The organism is Microbacterium sp. LTA6 (genome assembly GCF_045690355.1).
GTDB lineage: Bacteria > Actinomycetota > Actinomycetes > Actinomycetales > Microbacteriaceae > Microbacterium.
The window spans coordinates 1,922,354-1,940,786 of record NZ_CP147855.1 but is presented as its reverse complement, the minus strand read 5'-3'; the positions used below and the strand labels follow the sequence as shown (position 1 = coordinate 1,940,786).

12 protein-coding genes are annotated in these 18,433 nt (G+C 67.5%); 8 read left to right on the top strand and 4 right to left on the bottom strand.

Going from position 1 to position 18,433, the window contains the following annotated elements; translation table 11 throughout:
• The first annotated feature begins 8 nt into the window (after window positions 1–8).
• From LTA6_RS09055 to LTA6_RS09030, 6 genes are all read left to right on the top strand, one after another.
• Window positions 9–1,334 (top strand): hypothetical protein, encoded by a 1,326-nt coding sequence (locus LTA6_RS09055; protein WP_407359223.1) that lies wholly within the window; start codon window positions 9–11, stop codon window positions 1,332–1,334.
• The gene (locus LTA6_RS09050) at window positions 1,331–2,302 is read left to right on the top strand and encodes a sugar ABC transporter permease (RefSeq protein WP_341977641.1); all 972 of its coding nucleotides are present in this window, start codon (window positions 1,331–1,333) and stop codon (window positions 2,300–2,302) included. The genes LTA6_RS09055 and LTA6_RS09050 overlap by 4 nt, the downstream gene beginning before the upstream one ends.
• A complete protein-coding gene (locus LTA6_RS09045; RefSeq protein WP_341977639.1) occupies window positions 2,299–3,165 on the top strand; it encodes a carbohydrate ABC transporter permease in 867 nt (288 codons plus the stop codon). Before LTA6_RS09050 ends, LTA6_RS09045 begins: the two co-directional genes overlap by 4 nt.
• A 25-nt stretch (window positions 3,166–3,190) precedes the next feature.
• Entirely contained in the window at window positions 3,191–3,946 is a 756-nt protein-coding gene (locus LTA6_RS09040; protein ID WP_341977637.1) for a tyrosine-protein phosphatase, read from the top strand.
• Window positions 3,943–5,226, top strand: a complete 1,284-nt coding sequence (locus LTA6_RS09035) for an alpha-L-fucosidase (RefSeq protein ID WP_341977635.1) — start codon at window positions 3,943–3,945, stop codon at window positions 5,224–5,226. Before LTA6_RS09040 ends, LTA6_RS09035 begins: the two co-directional genes overlap by 4 nt.
• 91 nt (window positions 5,227–5,317) lie before the next feature.
• Complete coding sequence (locus LTA6_RS09030) at window positions 5,318–6,805, top strand: polysaccharide lyase 6 family protein (protein ID WP_341977633.1); 1,488 nt, start codon at window positions 5,318–5,320, stop codon at window positions 6,803–6,805.
• A 243-nt stretch (window positions 6,806–7,048) separates the two neighbouring features.
• On the opposite strand, the gene LTA6_RS09025 is transcribed toward LTA6_RS09030, so the two are convergent.
• Together LTA6_RS09025 and LTA6_RS09020 are read right to left on the bottom strand one after the other, a co-directional pair.
• Entirely contained in the window at window positions 7,049–8,095 is a 1,047-nt protein-coding gene (locus tag LTA6_RS09025) for a LacI family DNA-binding transcriptional regulator (RefSeq protein WP_341977631.1), read from the bottom strand.
• 2 nt (window positions 8,096–8,097) lie between these two features.
• Entirely contained in the window at window positions 8,098–9,429 is a 1,332-nt protein-coding gene (locus LTA6_RS09020; RefSeq protein WP_341977629.1) for a mannitol dehydrogenase family protein, read from the bottom strand.
• Window positions 9,430–9,572: 143 nt separating this feature from the next.
• Here LTA6_RS09020 and uxaC point away from each other — a divergent pair, with 143 nt between their 5' ends.
• Window positions 9,573–10,988: a glucuronate isomerase gene (uxaC, locus tag LTA6_RS09015; protein ID WP_407359222.1), complete on the top strand. Its 1,416-nt coding sequence runs from the start codon at window positions 9,573–9,575 to the stop codon at window positions 10,986–10,988.
• A gap of 128 nt (window positions 10,989–11,116) precedes the next feature.
• Here uxaC and LTA6_RS09010 read toward each other — a convergent pair whose 3' ends face one another.
• Complete coding sequence (locus tag LTA6_RS09010) at window positions 11,117–13,069, bottom strand: chondroitinase-B domain-containing protein (RefSeq protein ID WP_407359221.1); 1,953 nt, start codon at window positions 13,067–13,069, stop codon at window positions 11,117–11,119.
• 62 nt (window positions 13,070–13,131) lie between these two features.
• Entirely contained in the window at window positions 13,132–16,560 is a 3,429-nt protein-coding gene (locus LTA6_RS09005) for a discoidin domain-containing protein (protein ID WP_407359220.1), read from the bottom strand.
• 355 nt (window positions 16,561–16,915) lie between these two features.
• On the opposite strand from LTA6_RS09005, the gene LTA6_RS09000 reads away from it, so the two are divergent.
• Window positions 16,916–18,397 carry a peptide MFS transporter gene (locus LTA6_RS09000; RefSeq protein ID WP_407359219.1) on the top strand — a complete coding sequence of 494 codons (1,482 nt, stop codon included), beginning with the start codon at window positions 16,916–16,918 and terminating at the stop codon, window positions 18,395–18,397.
• The last annotated feature ends 36 nt before the right edge of the window (window positions 18,398–18,433 follow it).

The following is an 18,433-nucleotide window of genomic DNA, read 5'->3' as shown; positions in this document are numbered from 1 at the left end:
ACACAAAGATGAAAGCAGCCGCAGTCCTGGGCGTCGTCACGCTTGCGCTCGCCGGCTGCTCCAGCGCAGCCGCCCCCGAAGGCGACAGCTCGGGCGTCAAGCAGGACGAAGAGGCCGTCCTCGAAGTCTGGACCCGCACCACCCCCGGCAGCCCCAGCGAGGCTGCGACGATCCGACAGGTAGAAGCATTCATGGAGGCAACCGGCTACAAAGCCGAGGTCACCGCGATCTTCGATGACTTCGAGATCAAGCTCGCCCAGCGCGCCGGCCAGAAGGACCTGCCGGACATCGTGCTCAACGACGTCAGCCAGCTCGGCACGATGCAGTCGCAGGGCATCCTCCGCGAGGTCGACCTCAAGGACATCAAGAACTCGAAGAACATGACAGCGCAGGCCCTCGAGGCCGGCAAGGCCATCGACGGCAAGACCTACGGCATCCCCTACTCCGCTCAGGCGAACGCGCTCATGATCCGCAGCGACTGGTTGGCGAACCTCGGACTCGAGGCACCGACCGACTGGGACGAGATGCTCGCCGTCGCCGAGGCGTTCACGAAGAACGACCCCGACGGCAACGGCCAGGCCGACACCTACGGACTCGCCGTTCCCGGTTCGACCAAGCGCGGCTACGCCTCCTGGTACTTCTCGAACTTCCTCTGGGCCGCGGGCGGCGACTTCATCACCGGCTCCGGCGACGAATGGCTGCCGTCGATGACCACGGACGAGGCGATCGAGGCGACGACCTGGTTCCGCGACCTGCAGTGCACGGCCGGCGTCATCCAGCCGGGAGCCCCGAGCATGGACACCCCGCCGACGAACGAGGCCTTCGAGTCCGGCGTCGCGGGCATGTACGTGACCGGCCCCTACATGATGCCGCGCTTCGACAAGGTGCTCGGCGCCGACAAGTACACCGTGGTCCCGGCGCCTGAGGGCCCGAAGGACGCCTCGGTGCTCGCTGAGGGCGGCACGGTCTACCTGATGGCCGGCTCCGAGAACGAGAAGGGTCAGACGGCTTTCGCCGACTGGTACGTCGGCGAAGAATCGCAGACCTACGGCATGGAGGGCACGGATGCCTTCGCCATCCAGCTCCCGGTCAACGAGAAGGTCGACATCAGCGAGGTCCGCGACGACCCCCGCTGGGAGACGTTCGCGACCGCCTACAAGGAGAGCGGCCACTACGCGCCGACCATCCCGAGCTGGACGCCGGTACGCCAGATGAGCGCTGACACCATCAACGCCCTGCTCGCTGACTGCTCCCTCGACGTCGAAGAAGAACTCACCAAGCTCGACGGCAAGCTGACGGCCGAGCTCCTGACGCAGGGAATCCTCAAGCAGTGACAATCCACACAGCCGACGCCGTGAACACGGCAGACGCTCCGAAGTCGGCGGCGGGGACCAGCGTGTCCCCGCCGCCCGCCCGGCGGCGTGGCCGCCATCGCGTACAGGGACAGTGGTGGGTCCCGTGGGCCTTCCTCATGCCCGCCCTGCTGCTGTTCCTCGTCTTCCGCTACATCCCCATGGTCCAGGCCATCGGCATGTCGGTCGAGAACGTCCGCCCTTACCTCGGCAACGAGTTCGTCGGGCTGAAGAACTACGAGACGATCCTCTCCGATCCGGCCTTCCGAGACGCGACGGTCAACACCCTCGTCCTGGCATTCGGCCAGACGCTCGGATGCCTGGTGCTCGGCTTCCTGCTGGCACTCCTCCTCGAGGGCCAGACCCGCAAGCTCTCCTTCATCCGCTCCGCCGCCTTCCTCCCGGTGGTCGTTCCGATGGCCGTGATCGCCGAACTCTGGCGAATCATGTACCACCCGACCGACAACGGGTTCCTGAACTCCATCATCGGGATCGTCGGCCTCGCCCCCAGTGAGTACATCAACAGCCCGGACTCGGCCATGTGGTCGATCATGCTGATGGGCATCTGGCGCGGCGGCCCCTACGACATGATGATCATCCTCGCGGGACTCGCCGGCATCGACCGAGGGCTCTACGAGGCCGCGACCGTCGACGGTGCGAACCGCTGGCAGCGCATCCTGCACGTCACTCTTCCGGGCCTGCGCCCGGTGTTCTCGATCCTGTTCATCCTCGCCGCCATCCGCGGCTTCCGGGTGTTCACCGAGGTGTACCTCATGACCAACGGTGGCCCCAACGGCGCCACCGAGGTCGTGATGACCCTCCTCTACAAACTCGGCCTGGAACAGCAGAAGCTCGGCGTCGGTTCGGCGGGAGCCGTGCTGCTGTTCCTCGCGACGCTGGTGCTGACCCTCGCGGTGCAGCTGATGCTGCGAAGGAAGAAGGACGCATGACCGCCGGAACGGATACCGCTCTCGGACTCACCGAGAGCCGCACCATCGTCGGTATCGGCGTGAAGGTGCTGCTGTACGCGGTCGTCGTCGCACTGTTCGCCGGCCCCCTGCTCGCGCTGCTCTCCGGCGCCTTCAGCGAGGTGACCGACCCGACAGAGCTCAGCATCATTCCGAACCGGCCGACGCTGGAGAACTTCTCCGTCGCGTTCGACTTCGGCGTGCTCGGCTACCTCATGAACTCGTTCTTCGTCGTCGGCTTCGGCCTGCTCCTGCAGGTGATCGTCTCGGTCCTCGCCGGTTACGCCCTCGCCCGCAAGAAGTTCCGCTTCTCGGCGCTGGCGCTGGTCGCGATCCTCGCGACGATGATGCTGCCCGATGAGATCCTCGCGCTGCCGCTGTCGATCCTGTTGGCCGACATCCCCTTCCTGCACATCAACCTGATGGGCACCCTCGCGGGCATGATCGTGCCGATCGGCGCCTGGGCGTTCTCGATCCTGGTGATGACCGAGTTCATGAAGGACGTGCCCCTCGAGCTCGAGGAGGCCGCGCGCATCGACGGTGCCAGCGAGCTGCGCGTGTTCGCACAGATCATCGTGCCGCTGTGCAAGCCGGCCATCGGCGTCATCGGGGTCTTCGGATTCACGATGATCTGGGACCAGTACCTGCTGCCGCTGCTCGTCTCGACCTCGAGCGACACGTACACGCTGCCGCTGGCGCTGCGCACTCTGCGCATCGAACCGGAGGTCACCCCCGGCGTGGTGATGGCGGCATCGCTGCTCGCGCTCGCCCCCTCGGTGATCGTGTTCCTCCTGTTCCAGCGCTCGTTCGCTCGCGGACTCACCTCCGGCGCGCTCAAGGGCTGATCGAACCATGACGGGCGAGCGAGCGATGACAGCGACGACGGAGCCGACGGCGATCGTCGAGATCGACGGCGTGACCGGCTTCCGGGATGTCGGTGGCATTCCCGCAGACGGCGGGGTGATCCGCACAGGGCGACTGTTCCGCTCGGGTCACCTCGCCGGGCTCGGTGCGCAGGGCGCGGATGAGGTCCGCGCCCGCGTGCGCCGCATCGTCGACCTGCGCGCCGATGACGAGGTGGCGGCCGATGTCACGGCGGTCGCCGGCGTCGAGATCACCCGACTGCCTCTCTACCTCGGCTCCACGCGCTCGTTCTTCCTCGAGGACTACAGCCTCGGCGAGATCTATGCGCACCTGCTCGGCGGCGGATCGAACCGGCTGGTGGATGCTGTGCGGATCATCGCCGCGGGCGAGCCGACCCTCGTGCACTGCACGGCCGGCAAGGACCGCACCGGGGTCACGATCGCGCTCGCCCTCGCCGCTGTCGGCGCGGATCGAGAATCCGTCGTCGCCGACTACGCCCTGACCGGCGACCTCATCCCCGCAGAACACCGCCGAGCGACCTCGGAACGGCTGGCGAAGAAGTACCCGCAGTCGAGCCACGCCTGGATGCTCGCCACCGAATCCCCCGCCGAGGTGATGCGCGAGACTCTCGCGAACCTCGATGCCGAGTGGGGCTCCGCCGCCGACTACCTGATCGCCCACGGCCTCACCGCCTCGGAGCTGAGCGCGCTGCGCGCCGCCCTCGTCGAATCCGCACCCACAATCCCGGGAGCCTCGTCATGACAACATCCGCCGATCTCGAGTGGTTCGCAGAAGCGCGCCTCGGCATGTTCGTGCACTGGGGGCTCTACTCCCTCGCCGCCCGCCACGAATGGGTCAAGAACCGCGAACACATGACGGACGCGCAGTACGCGCCGTACTTCGACCACTTCGACCCTGATCGCTACGACCCGCGCGCCTGGGCGCGCACCGCGAAGGATGCCGGTGCCGGCTACGTGGTCCTCACGGCCAAGCACCATGACGGCTTCTGCCTGTGGGATTCGAAGCTCACCGACTACACCTCCGTGAACACCCCGTTCGGCCGCGACGCAGTGGCCGAGTTCGTCGAGGCATGCCGCGCTGAAGGCCTGCGCGTCGGCATCTACTACTCGCTCATCGACTGGCACCACGACAGGTTCCCCGTCGACGGAACCCACCCGCAGCGCGACGATGAGGAGTTCAAGGCGGCGACGGCCGACCGCGACATCCGCGACTACCAGCGCTACCTGCACGGGCAGGTGCGCGAGCTGCTCACCGGCTACGGCCAGATCGACTACCTCTTCTTCGACTTCTCGTACACGCACCGTCCTGACTACTGGGGTGGCAAGGGCGCCGCCGATTGGGATGCCGAGAACCTGCTCTGCCTGGTGCGTGCACTGCAGCCGGGCTGCATCGTGAACGACCGTCTCGGCATTCCCGGCGACATCGTCACCCCCGAGCAGTACCAGCCGCTGAAGCCGATGGAGCGCGACGGCGCTCCCGTGGCCTGGGAGGCATGCCAGACCCTCAACGGCAGCTGGGGCTACGACCGCGACAACCTCGACGTGAAGAGCTCGGAATCGCTGATCAAGCTCCTCATCGACGGCGTCGCGAAGAACGGGAACCTGCTGCTGAACGTCGGGCCCGACGGCCGCGGCCGGATCGACCGCACGGCGCAGCGCACCTTCGACGACATCGCCGCGTGGATGGACGACCACGCCCGCTCGATCCACGGTGCCGGCGCCGCTCCCTGGCAGGCCCCGAACGATGCGCGATACACCCTGCGCGGAGACCGCCTGTACGTGCACCTCTTCTCCTGGCCGTTCAAGCACCTGCACCTGCCCGGACTCGCCGGCAAGGTCCGCTACGCCCAGTTGATGTCGGATGCGTCCGAGCTCGTCCCCTTGCACATCGACCCGAACCGTCAGGCGCAGAACACCTTGATGGGCGGGCTGCCCGATGGCACGCTCACGCTCCAGCTTCCGGTGCAGCGCCCCGAGACCCCCGTCCCGGTGATCGAGCTGTTCCTCACCGAGACCCCCTGACCGCACCTCTCCCCCACCCCACCCCTGGGTCCCTGACCCTGAACCCTGGTCCCTGAGCTCGTCGAAGGGGCCGCCTCAACGAGGAGGAAACATGAAGCGTCGTACGTTCATCCTGTCCGCTGTCGCCGGTGCGGCAGCGATCGCGATCCCGCAGCAGGCGGGAGCATCCGTGTTCGGGGGCCCTGCCTCGGCATCCGTGGCCTCGCGCATCGCACCGCTGCTTCCCGGTCGCGGGCCGTACTCGCACGTCTCGTCGCTGGACGAGCTGCGTACCGCGATCTCCGCGATGACCAACGGTGGAACGATCATCGTCGCCGACGGCACCTACGCGGTGCCCGACGGCGCTCCGATCAGCCTCGCCGGCGCCGGCGGCCGCTGGAACAAGCCGCTCACGATCATGGCCGCATCGATCGGCGGCGTCACCCTCACGGGCGCACAGAGCTTCACCTTCGATGCCACGCACGATCTGGCGCTCCAGGGCTTCGTCTTCACGCAGTCGACGACGTTCGAGATCCCGGCGAGCTGCACGGCGATCACGCTCAGCCGCAACGAGTTCGTGCTCGCCGATATCGAGGGCATGCACTGCGTGATGGTGCGCGCCGACAACACGGTCATCGAGTACAACCACTTCCACAGCAAGTCGACGCTCGGCATCTTCCTCGGCGTCGAGGGCGCGGGGTCGACCGAGATGGCCGAGAATGTGCACATCCACCACAACTACTTCTCCGATCACAGCTTCGCCGGCGACAACGGCGGCGAGCCGATCCGTCTCGGCGTCAGCCCGCGCGCGCTCAGCAGCGCCCACGCACTGGTCGAGTTCAATCTCTTCGAGCGCACGAACGGCGACCCTGAGGCGATCTCGGTGAAGTCCAGCGACAACACGATCCGCTTCAACACCATGCGCGACAGCGGCGGCGGCATCGTGCTGCGTCACGGAAACCGCACCGTCGTGGAGTCGAACCACATCATCCGCGGCCAGCGCGGCATCCGCATCTACGGCAACGACCACGTCATCGTCAACAACTACGTCGGCGAGACGGCAGACACGGCACTGGTGCTCGGCGCCGGCACGCTGCGCGATCACTACGAGGGAGAGCCCGCCAACTCGCGCAACAAGAACGACGCGGCCGACCGCGTCCGCATCGCGCTGAACAACTTCGTCGGCAACACGGGCGGCATCTCCGGAGAGACGCACCGGCCGATCGAGCCGAACGACTGCGTGATCGTCGACAACATCATCCAGGGCGACGTCGGAACGCTCGCCAAGGTGCCCGTGTCGAACGGCTTCACCTGGTCGGGCAACGTTCTCTGGGGCGCTGCCGCCGACGGAGATCTGCCGACGACCGGCTTCACCCGCGTCGACCCGCAGCTCGAGCGGGACTCCGCCGACGTGTGGCGGATCAGTGCATCGAGCCCGGCCATCGACGCCGCGACTCAGGATCACTCCGGCCAGGTGCGAGACGACATCGGCGGCCGCAAGCGCATCGGCGCCGCCGACGTCGGTTGCCATGAGTCGAGCTCGGCGATCGCGAAGCGCGCACCGCTGACCCCGGCTGACGTGGGACCGCTCGCCCCCTGAGCCCCCCCCGCGACCGAGGTCGGCGTCCTCCCCCGAGACGCCGACCTCGGCCCGGCCTCATGCCGGCCCCTGCGATCGCGCCGCTCCGGTCCCACTTGACGTCTTCCCCCGCATCCCACACCCGCACGAACTGCGACCGGAATCGGTTTCGAGGCCAGCGGCAAGTACTTCGCTCCCGCGTTTGGCAATCGCTTGCCACACTGTGAAACGTTGCAGAAAGCGAATGCCGCAAGGGCCGCCCGCTCAGCCGGCGGCGATTCCCGTCGAGCCGCGGACGACGAGGCTGGTCGCCAGGTCGAATCCGACGGGAGGAAGAGAGCCCTCGGTCACCCGGCTGAGCAGCGCAGCCATGGCGTGATCGCCCTCCTCCCGCAGCGGCGACTTGACCGTGGTGAGGGGCGGCGACGTGAAGTCGGCGCCGAAGATGTCGTCGAAGCCCAGCACGCTGATGTCCGCCGGGATCCGGATGCCGGTCTCGACGAGCTCCTGCATGAGACCGATCGCGATGAGGTCGTTGTACGCGATGACCGCCGTCGCTCCGCTGTCCCTGGCCGCCATCGCCGCGCTGCGCCCGCCGACGACCGTGGGCGCGACCGGTGCGAGCTGCAGCAGCTCGATGTGGGCCCACTCGCAGCGTTGGGAGAGCAGCTCGCCGCGGTGCCGAGCCATCCAGGACAGCGGAGGACCCGGCACGTATGCGATCCGGCTGTGCCCGAGGCTGCGCAGATGCCGCACGGCCTCGGCGATGCCGTGCTGCACGTCCGGGACCACGGACAGCACGTCCTCGACCAGTCGGTTCACCACGGCGATGGGCTTCTGCCGCGCCAGCGCGCGGATCTGGTCATCCGACATGCGGGGAGTCGCGAGGAGCAGACCGTCGACCATGCGCAGCATCCGCTGGGCGCTCTCGTACTCGCGCTCGTCCGACTCCTCGGACTCGGTGAGCACCAGGGTGTATCCGGCCCGGGCGGCAGCAGCCTCGGCGCCGCGGATCACGTCGAAGAACACCGGGTTCGTGATGTCGGAGACGACGAGACCGATGATCGAGGTGCGCCCTGTCGGCAGCGCTCGCGCCATCGGATTCACGTGATAGTTGAGGGATTCTGCAGCCGCTCGGATCCGCCGTTCTGTGACGGCATTGACCCTGCCCGGCCTGTTCAGCGCCCGGGACACCGTCGACGGGTTCACGCCGGCCAGCTTGGCGACGTCGTAGATCGTCACACTCTCCGAGCCGGCCGCCGGTGCCCGCTCCGCTCGCAGCTCGGCGTCGGCGGTGCCGTCTTCGGCCATGCTCAGCTCCTCACTGCACCGGCGCTTCGGGGGGCGCCGGTGGGGTCACCCTCCAGCCTACGGAGTTCGCGCCCGATCACGGTGAGCATTGCGTCCGCGGCGGATGCGTCCTGAACCCCGGAGAGCAGCGCTGCGGCGTCGTCGGCGGACTGACCGCCGCGCAGGCACCATGCGGCGATGACGGACGCCGGCACCTCCGCGTCCGCTCCCGATCGGATGGCGTGCTCGAGCACCGGCACGATGCGGTGCGGCAGCTTGTGCGCGCCGTCGAGGGCGATCTGCGCCAGCTGATGGCGGATGCGCGGATTGGCGAACCGCTGCCGGGTGGCATCGATCGCGTCCTCGAGTTCATCGGCGGGCAGAGCACAGCTCGAGGCCGCGATCGCCCAGTAGTCCTCGACGAGGGAGCGCAGGTAGGGATCGCCGAAGGCGCCGGCCACATCATCGAACCCGTTGCGCAGTCCGTGATAGGCCAGCAGCGAATGCGCCCCGTTGAGGATGCGCAGCTTGCGCTCCTCGAACGGCGCGAGATCGACGGTCAGCCGCGCACCGCCCCGCTCCCACGCGGGTCGCGGACCGACGAAGCCGTCTTCGATCACCCACTCCGAGAAGGGTTCGGCGACGACGGTCCCCTCGTCGCGGATGCCGGTCGCCTGCTCGACCGCGGTGACGTCGGCAGCCGTCGTCCGCGGCGTGATGCGGTCGACCATCGAGGAGAGGAAGGCGACGTTCTCGTCGATCCAGTCCGGCAGGGTCGCATCGAGCACGGCGGCCGCAGCGAGCACGACGGACCGCGCGATCTCGCCGTTGCCACTGAGGTTGTCGCAGCTGATGACCGTGAGGGGCGGCGCAGCTGCCGCGCGGCGGGCGGCGAGACCGAGAGCGAGACGCACCGGCGCCGTCGCGATCGGAGCATCCGGGGACTGGATCGCATTCCGGAGGTCGGCGTCGATGACGGCGGTGGTGTCGAGCCGGCCGTCGGCCCCGAGCCGATACCCGGCCTCGGTGATGGTCAGCGTGATGACGGCCGTCTGCGGATCGGCGATCACGGATTCCCACTGCGCGCGTTCGGCGCCGTCATGGGCCGAGCGGATGCTGGTGATCTGGGTGAAGTCATCCCCGTCGGCGCTGCGGGTGATCAGCGTGTATGCGCCCTGCCGCGCCTGCAGGATCTGCGCCTGCTCTGGCGATCGTCCGGTGAAGGCGGCGATGCTCCACGGATCGTCCTGATCGGTCGCACGGTGCGTGTACCAGGCCTGGTGTGCACGGTGGAACGCACCGACGCCCAGGTGGGCGATGGTGTGTTCGTCGATGCCCTGTGGACGCTGCGACATGCCGTCTCCTCGTGTTCCCCGCCGACTTCAGCGTCGACTTCGGAACCATTCTATGGCAAGCGGTTGCCATCGTGGGCGAGGCCGGGTAACGTCAACCGTGGCGACGACCGTTCCGTCGCCGCGCACGACCCCCGAAGGACAGCATGCCGACCACGATGATGCACCCGGACCGCCTCTTCCCCAGCGACCCGGCCACCCGGGATATCGCCCGGGATCTCTATCTCCGCGTCAGCGATGCCCCCATCTGCTCCCCGCACGGCCACGTCCCGGCCGCGATGCTCGCCGAGAACGCGCCGTTCGCCTCGCCGACCGACCTGCTGATCACCGGCGACCACTACGTGACCAGGGTGCTGCACGGAGCCGGCGTTCCGCTCGGCCAGGTGCAGGCCCCGGCGGGGGCGCCGCCGGTGGACCCCCGCGAAGCATGGCGCGTGCTCGCCGCGAACTGGCGCCTGTTCCGTGCCACCCCCGTGCAGTACTGGCTGGAGTATCAGCTCGGCGAAGTGTTCGGGGTCACGACCCGGCTGACCCCCGACACGGCCGACCTCGTCTACGACGAGATCGCCGAGCGACTGACTGACGACGCCTACCGGCCGCGCGCTCTGTTCGAGCGGTTCGGCGTCGACGTGCTCGCCACCACGGATGACCCTGCCGACGATCTCGCCGCGCACCGCATCCTCGCCGAGGATCCGACGTTCCGCGGCCGCGTGCTGCCGACATTCCGGGCCGACCACAGCATGGACCCGGCCGCCACCGGCTGGATCGCCGCGCTGGATCGCCTCGCCGCCGCATCCGATATCGCCTGTGATACGCACGCGGGCCTTCTCGCCGCGCTGCGCGCCCGTCGCGCGTACTTCCGCGCCGCCGGCGGCACGGCCACCGACACGGGCGTGGCGGATGCCTGGGCTCTCCCCTTGGACGACGCCGAGGCCGAGCGCATCCATGCTGCAGGCCTGCGCGGAACAGCCACCGTCGCCGAGGGCACGGCCTACCGCCGCGACATCCTCTACCGCCTCATCGAGATGTCCGCCGAGGACGGCATGGTGATGCAGCTGCATCCGGGCGTGCACCGGAACCACCATGAGCCCACGCTCGAGCGCCACGGCGCGGACACCGGCCACGACCTGCCCCTGCCGACCACGTTCACCGAGCCGCTGCGACGGGCGCTGAACGACTTCGGCACCGACACACAGCTGCGGCTCGTGCTGTTCACCGTCGACGAGACCGCGTTCTCGCGAGAGCTCGCTCCGCTCGCCGGCTTCTACCCCAGCGTGTACGTCGGAGCTCCGTGGTGGTTCCTGGACACTCCGGATGCCATGGAGCGCTATCGCCGCTCGATCACCGACAGCGCCGGCTTCGCGAAGACCTCCGGGTTCATCGACGACACCAGGGCATTCTGCTCGATCCCCGCGCGGCACGACATGGCACGCAGAGCGGATGCCTCGTACCTGGCCTCCCTCGTCGCCACCCACCGGCTCACCGAGGCGGATGCCGCCGACATCGCCGACGACCTGGTCCGGCGCATCCCCTACGACACGTTCCGCATCCCGCAGGCCTGAGTCACGGCATCCGCCGCCCGCCGCCGCTGCGCCCGCCGCTACGGTGCGCCCGCCGCACATCCGTCCACAGGGATGGAAAAGGCCGGTGAAGATCGATCTTCACCGGCCTTTTCCATCTCTCCCTGCGACTACGGGGCGGTCGGCCCCACGTTCGACGTGGTCAGCGGAGCGCGGGTCGCCGCGTTGCTGGTGACCTCATGCGCACCGACGTCGTAGGTGCCGGAGCGCTGGCGTCCCTCGATGTCGTCTGTGGCCCAGGTCCCATGGTTGGTCATGAACGCCGCGTTCACCGCGGGACTCGACGAGCCGATCTTCCACACGCCGGCCGAGTCCTGCGCGAGCTGCGGGTTCACCCGCGTGTAGCCCACCGTCGGGATGTTCCCATTGGCGGCCGAGCCCCAAAGGATGTTGCCTCGCCAGTAGAAGTCCTGCATGAGCGGCACATCGGCGAGGTTGCCGGTGGCGCCCTGGAAGATGTTGTCCACGATGGTGACGTTGAGCGGCTTGACCGTGCGGTGCGTCTCGCCGGCGAGGCCGTTGACGTTGTTCGCCACGGTGTTCAGGCCGATACGAACACGGTCGGGGGCATCGTACTTCTTCCGCGAATCGGCGCTCTCTCCCACGAAGTGGTCGCGCACCGTGCCCGAGCCGACGACGATCGCACCGTCGTCGTTGCTGATGCCACTCACGTAGTTGTTCATGATGACGTGGTCGTTGCCGTAGATGCGGATGCCGTTGTCACCGTTCAGGATGTAGTTCGACAGCACCTTGTTGTCGTTGCCGTGGCGCAACACGATGCCGCCGACGCTGTCGCGGATCGTGTTGTACCGGATGGTGTGCCCGCTCGACTTGACCGAGATCGTCTCCGGGTCGCCATTGGCGTTCTCGAACAGGTTGTACTCCACGATCGCGCCGCCGCTGGAGAGCGCCTTCGGGCTGGTGCCGAGCCGGATCGACTCGCCGCCGTTGGTGCCGGTGAAGTTGTGGTCGGAGAAGTAGTTGTGGTGGATGTGGGAGTTCTTGGCGACGGTGTCGCTGCCGGGGCCCTCGATGCCGAGGTAGACGCCGAGCGAGTCCTTGCCGTGGAACCAGTTGTACGCGATCTCCGAGTCGTCCGAGCGGACGATCAAGTTGTGCTCCGCCGCGTCGGAGAACGCGAACTCGTTGCGGACGAAGTCCACCGCCTTGCTGCTCGAGCCCACGTCGATCGTCGTCGACTGTGTGAACTTGAAGCCCTGGATGCTGACGTACTGCACGCTCGAGAAGCTGAAGCTCGACGCGCCGGTGAGCGTCACGCCACCGACGGTCTCGGCCTTGATGGTCACCGGCGCGGACGAGCTTCCGGAGGCGCTGGATCCGAGGCTCACCGCGGTGGAGACGCTGTAGCTGCCGTTCTTCAGCACGATCGTGTCACCGGGGTCGGAGCTGTTGATCGCGCTCTGCAGCTGCGAGATCGAGGTGACGAGGGTCTGCCCGGCGGGAACGGTCGGGGTGGGCGTCGGCGTCGGGGTCGGCGTGCCGCCGCCGGTGCTGCCGAAGACCTGCAGTTCGTACAGGGAGTAACCGTAGGCCGTGCCGCGCGCGGTGCCGTGGACCCGGAGGTATCGGCCGGTGCCGTTGAGGCCGGTGATGTCGTCGGTGCCACCGTTGCCGGCCGTCTCATCCTTGAGCGTGGTCCAGGTCGTGCCGTCGACCGAGATCTGCACCTTGTACTTGCTGGCGTAGGCGGCCTCCCAATTCAGGAGCACGCGCGAGACTGTCGCACCCTCGCCGAGATCGACCGTGATCCACTGCGGGTCGACGTACTCGACGCTCGCCCATCGCGTGGTGGCCGATCCGTCGACGGCGTTGCTCGCCGGGAAGGAGGAGGTCTCGACTGAGGAGGCCGTCGCGGGGCGGCCCTGCGAGATAAGGGTCTCGGCGAGCGGACCGACCTCGGTCGCGCTGAGCGGGCCGGCCTGACCGAACGCGGTCGCCGGGACTGGTGCCGGCACGCTCGCGTGTGCGGCGCTGCCGACCACGACCGCTCCGGTCACTGAGAGCGCCGCCGCGGCGGCGGCCGCGACGACACGCTGTGTCATGTTCAACATTCAGACTCCGATCTTCATTGATTCAGTGGGGGTTGACGCACGAGGCTCACCCGTCACGGTGTCACCGTGACGTTCGTGAGCCCCGTGACGGCGTTCGCGACGGTGTTCGACGCGTAGACCTTGTTGGGGTTGCTCGAGCACTTCGACGTCGACGAGATGAACACCGCGTACTTGCCCACACCGCCGAGGTTCGAGGTGTTGGAGCGCCAGATGTTCCCGCACCCGTAGCCGGTCAGCGGGTTGTGCGTCTCATAGCCGTTGACGAAGGTGCCCGGCGAGGAGAAGGTGCCGGTGTTGCCCTCGATGAGGTAGCCGTTGCCCTTCACGTCGATCCAGGAATCGGCCGAGTTCTCGCCGGAGATGCCCTTGCCGTCGAACTTGTTCCCTCGGATGACGCCGCCCTCGGTGCCTTCCTTGATGTCGATGTGCTCAGCGGCGATGCCGGGCCCGAACGTGTTGTCGAGAACCTGCACACGGTCAGAGCGGTCTCGCCCGCTGGAATCTCCGTAGCAGTCGAAGTTCGAGTTCGCGGAACCGAGGTAGACGCCCTCGCCGTACCCGGGCTTGACCAATCCGACGCGGGTGATCTCCGAGTTCCGGATGGTCCCGTCGGCCGAGGAACGACGGAAGTGCACGCCTTCCTCCTCGATGTCTCGCACGAGCACGCCGTCGATGTTGACGTGGGTGGCCGTGTCGAGCACGATCCCCTTCTTCGACTCCGCGACCGTGACGCCCTTCACGTTCCAGTAGGACGCACCGAACAGCCAGAGTCCGTAACCGGAGTTCCAACCGGATGTCGGCTGCGGGCATCCGGACAACGTCCCGGACGAGCCGTTGTTGATGATGATCGCGCTGCGCGGACCCGTGAGAGTGATCGGCTTGGCCGCCGTACCGGAGTCGGTGGCGATGAAGCTGCCGCGGTACGTGCCGGCCGCGAGTCGGATCGTCCGCCCTGGTTCGGCCGCAGTGATCGCGGCGCTGAGCTCTGCGGCGGTGTCGACATCGACGATGTCACCATCACCGGGACCCGGGTCGACGGGGCCGCCCGGTGTTCCTGCCGTGCCGTAGACCTGCAGCTCCCACAGCGAGTAGCCGTAGGTGGTGCCGCGCGCGGTGCCGAATACGCGGAGGTACCGGCCCGTGCCGGCCAAGCCCGTGATCTCGTCCGTGCCGCCGTTGCCTGCGGTCTCCGTCTTCAGAGGCGTCCAGGTCGAGCCATCGGTGGACATCTCCACACGGTATTTCGACGCGTAGGCGGCCTCCCATTTCAGGACGACCTTCGAGACCTTGGCCCCGGTGCCGAGGTCGGCTGTGATCCACTGCGGGTCGACGCCTTCGGCGCTCGCCCAGCGCGTGGTCATGGAGCCATCGACGGCGTGGGACGCGGGGAACTCGGAGGTCTCCACGGAGGATGCCGTGACCGGCTTCCCCTGCGAGATGAGGGTCTCCGTCGGGTTCGTCGGCGTCGGAGTCGGCGTGGGCGACGCGGTCGGGGTCGGCGTCGGCGTCGGGGTCGGGGTTCCGCCACCGCCTCCAGTAACGGACTTGAGGAACAGCGAGTCCGCGGCATCCGTCAGTTCGTCGTGTACGCCGTGCCCATCTCCGTAGTCCAGCGTCTCGCGAGACGCCCAGTCGGTGATCGGGGTGCCGCCTTGATCGAGGTGGTGCCAGCCGGTGCCGTTCCAACCGAACTGGAGAATACGGTGCCGGTCGGGCAGATAAGGCGTGTAGGCCGCCGCGTCGCCACCCAGCTGCTTGCTCATGTCGTTGTTGAAGAAGACGTTCATCGGCCCGGACGAACCAGACCACTTCACCGCCTTCTGGCCGGCACCCCACCAGATCGGGAACCAGTTCGAGTCGTCCGGCCCGCCGCCGCCTTCCTCACCGCAGTTGGAGCTGCAGTTTCCGGAACGGTGCGCATAGGGCACGGTGACCTTGTTGAGCTCGAAGAGGTTGTTGCGCTCCCACCCGCCGTGCAGGTTCAGGTCGGAGTCGAAATCGTTGCCGATCACGACGTTGCCCGATGCCGCCCACTGGAACGTGAAGTGGCGGAGGTTGCGAGAGATGTTGTCGGCGTAGAGCGAGTCCCAGACGCGCGAACCACGGAAGTAGCCGTTGCCGCCCTTGCCCTTGTTCCACGAGCCGTCGAGCTTGTTGTCGACGATCTGCAGGTTCTTCGCCTCTTCGGTGACGATCGGATGCGATCCGGTCATCTCCGCGCGGATGCCGCGCACCCACGAGTCGGCAGCCCACTTGAACACGATGCCGTGCATCGCCTGGTCGGGAGCAAGGTTGCCGTAGTTGTTCTTCGCGTCTGCGGCATCCGCCCCCTCGATCACCTGGGTGAAGGCGAGCGACTCGATTCCGACGCCGACGACGGGATCGACGATCGGCGATGCCTTCGAGGCATAGACCTTGCCGCCGATACCGGCCGATCCGTCGGAGGTCGAGTTCACCGGAACGTCGTATTCGAGCGGCTTGTCGAGCGTGATGGTGCGGGCGGTGGAGTCGCTCGCGACGATGCGGAAGATCTGCTGGCGCATGTGCAGGTTCTGCAGCGGATGCGTGGCCTGCACCGCCTCCTGCTCTTCGTAGAACTTGATCGAGTTGGCTGCTCTGATGTTGACGAGAGCGCCGACCCCGAGAGTCGTCATCGATCCCGTCGTGGCGAGGTGCACGACGGTGTCACCGGCACGGGCGGAGTAACCGGCATCGCCGTTCTTGGCGCGCAGCGCGACGCCGACCTTCCAGTGCACGTTGACGGTGCCCTCGAAGAGGTCCTTGCGGTTCGCGGGGGCGGCGGCGTAGTCGCTCGCATACGCCGTGTGCACGCCGCGCGACTGCACGCGGAACAGACCGCGTCCCGGCCACAGCCAGCCGCCGGTGCCCTGACCCGAGGTCATCGCGTCCTTGTCCCACTCGGATCCGTCGGGGGTGATCGTGTCGTAGCGGGTGGCGGCATCCGGTCGATAGACGAGCGTGGTGCCGGTCGCCGCATCCGATCCCGCACCACGGATGACGAGGTAGTCGGCGTCGACGTGCAGCTCGCCGGTGACGTCGAGCTGCCCTGCCGGAAGCGTGATGCGGCTGAGGTTGTCGAAGCCGGCTGTCGGCGAGCAGCCGGTGCGGATCGCGTCGATCGCGGCTTGGATCCCCGCGGTGTCATCGACGCCGTCGCCGGCGGTCACGCCGTGTGCGCTGGTCATCTCGGCCGCCGTGATGTCGCATGCCGCGCGGGGGGCGAGGGCGGCGGTGTTCGGGAGCTCTGCCCCGCCGCGGTAGCCGGCCTTGCTCCAGTCATAGAGGCCGGTGATCGGGGCGCGCCGGTTGCCTGCGCTGAGATCGAGACCCTCGGTGATGCCCGGCTCTGCGGCGGATGCCGGAACAGTGGCGGACTGCACCGCCAGGCCGAGCGGGATCGCGACGATCACCGCGGCGAGCGCGGCGATGGATCTGCGGACGGAAGGATGAGCGTGCGACATCGGTGTCTCCTACTCGGCGGGAACTGCTTCTCGACGGTTCGTGCGCCACGTGATTAGTAAACATTCTTACCGTTCAGTAGCGTGCCGCCTCAGAGTATCTGGCAAACGGTTGCCATTCAATGGAGAAACTGATCTTTTTCACGGCGCCCCTCTCGCGGCCGCGCCACGACCGTTGTGGGAAATCATGAAATGTCGCCGTGATGTTGGCCGACAACAACAAGGCGACGGCGGCGCGACCGCCCACACTTTGGTACATCGCGATGCGCCGTCGACGTGAACTCGTCAACGATTCCCGGCGCATCGATGAGCTCGCGGCAGTGCAGCCGTGAGACGCCGAGCCCGGAGGTTGAAGAACATGTCCCAGACTGCAGAGCGAGAAGACGACGCGACAGTCGAGGCCCGGCCCCCGCGAACGATCCTCGGGCACCCCATCGGCCTCGCCAACCTCCTCGGAGTCGAACTGTGGGAGAGGTTCTCGTTCTACGGCATGGTGACGATCCTGCCGTACTACCTCTACTACTCCCTCGACGAAGGCGGGCTGGGCATCCCGCAGCCCGCCGCACTGGGATTCGTCGGAGCGTACGCAGGATTGGTGTACCTGTCGACCATGCTCGGCAGCTGGCTGGCGGATCGCGTGCTCGGAATGGAGCGCATGGTCTTCTACGGCGGGTTCGTCGTGATGCTCGGTCATGTCGCACTGGCACTGCTGCCGGGATTCGGTGGCGTCTCGACCGGGCTGGTGCTCGTGGCGATCGGAGCCGGGGCGCTCAAGGCGAACGCATCGTCCCTGCTCGGCACGCTGTACGCCCGGGATGACCGGCGAACGGACAGCGGATTCTCGATCTTCTATCTCGGCATCACTGTCGGTTCCTTCTTCGGACCGCTGCTGACCGGCCTGCTGAACGACTCGCGCGGCTTCCACTTCGCGTTCGGCGCAGCGGCGGTCGGCATGCTCCTCGGGCTCGTGCAGTACGTGGCCTTCCGTCGCAACCTCGGCACGGCCGGAAAAGCTCCAGGCAACCCGCTGCCGCGCACTGCGATCACGAGAACGGTCGTATTCGCCGTCGCGTCGGCCTCGGTCGTCGCCGCCGCGTTGCTGACCGGGGTGGTGAATCTGTCGAACCTTGCGCAGGTGCTGAGCATCGTCGTTTCACTTGCGGCCGTCGTGTACTTCGTGGTCATCCTGACCAGCCCGAAGGTGACGAAGGACGAGCGGTCCAGGGTCCGCGCTTTCATCCCCATGTTCCTGTCCATCACCGTCTTCGCTGCTCTGTTCACCCAGATGTTCACGGCATTCGCCGCCTATTCCGACGAGCGGATCGACTGGAACATCTTCGGGTGGACGGCCCCGTCATCCTGGCTGTTCCTCGCGGAGACCGTCTGGGTGATGCCGCTGCTCGCGATGGCCAGCGCGATCTGGGTCCGCCTGGGGGACCGTGCTCCGTCCACGCCGACGAAGCTCGGCGTGGGAATCATGCTCAGTGGAATCTGCTTCCTGCTGTTCCTGCCGTTCGCGGGCGGCACCGGCAAGACGACCCCGGCCCTGTACGTCTTCCTCATCCTCCTGATCCTCGCCGTCGCCGAGGTGCTCGTCGCGCCGATCGGACTCGCGGTGACGACGAAGCTCGCGCCTCAGGCGTTCCGTGCGCAGCTGATGGCGCTGTACTTCATCGCCTCAGCCCTCGGATCCTCGCTCTCCGGCGTGATCGGAAGCTTTTACCACTCGACGAGCGAGTTCGCCTATTTCCTGGTGATCGGCCTCGCGGGCCTCGCCGCGGGCGGCCTGATGTTCGCCTTCGGTCCGTGGATCCGTCGCCACCTGGGGCGCGTGCGCTGACACCGGATGCCCGTCGCACGCCGTCCCTGGCCGATT

What these genes read in the sequence shown, in the direction of transcription:
- LTA6_RS09055 (WP_407359223.1), top strand. Translation starts at nt 9, where the DNA reads ATGAAAGCAGCCGCAGTCCTGGGCGTCGTCACGCTTGCGCTCGCCGGC.
- LTA6_RS09045 (WP_341977639.1), top strand. Translation starts at nt 2,299, where the DNA reads ATGACCGCCGGAACGGATACCGCTCTCGGACTCACCGAGAGCCGCACC.
- LTA6_RS09040 (WP_341977637.1), top strand. Translation starts at nt 3,191, where the DNA reads ATGACAGCGACGACGGAGCCGACGGCGATCGTCGAGATCGACGGCGTG.
- LTA6_RS09035 (WP_341977635.1), top strand. Translation starts at nt 3,943, where the DNA reads ATGACAACATCCGCCGATCTCGAGTGGTTCGCAGAAGCGCGCCTCGGC.
- LTA6_RS09030 (WP_341977633.1), top strand. Translation starts at nt 5,318, where the DNA reads ATGAAGCGTCGTACGTTCATCCTGTCCGCTGTCGCCGGTGCGGCAGCG.
- LTA6_RS09025 (WP_341977631.1), bottom strand. Translation starts at nt 8,095, where the DNA reads ATGGCCGAAGACGGCACCGCCGACGCCGAGCTGCGAGCGGAGCGGGCA.
- LTA6_RS09020 (WP_341977629.1), bottom strand. Translation starts at nt 9,429, where the DNA reads ATGTCGCAGCGTCCACAGGGCATCGACGAACACACCATCGCCCACCTG.
- uxaC (WP_407359222.1), top strand. Translation starts at nt 9,573, where the DNA reads ATGCCGACCACGATGATGCACCCGGACCGCCTCTTCCCCAGCGACCCG.
- LTA6_RS09010 (WP_407359221.1), bottom strand. Translation starts at nt 13,069, where the DNA reads ATGACACAGCGTGTCGTCGCGGCCGCCGCCGCGGCGGCGCTCTCAGTG.
- LTA6_RS09005 (WP_407359220.1), bottom strand. Translation starts at nt 16,560, where the DNA reads ATGTCGCACGCTCATCCTTCCGTCCGCAGATCCATCGCCGCGCTCGCC.
- LTA6_RS09000 (WP_407359219.1), top strand. Translation starts at nt 16,916, where the DNA reads ATGTCCCAGACTGCAGAGCGAGAAGACGACGCGACAGTCGAGGCCCGG.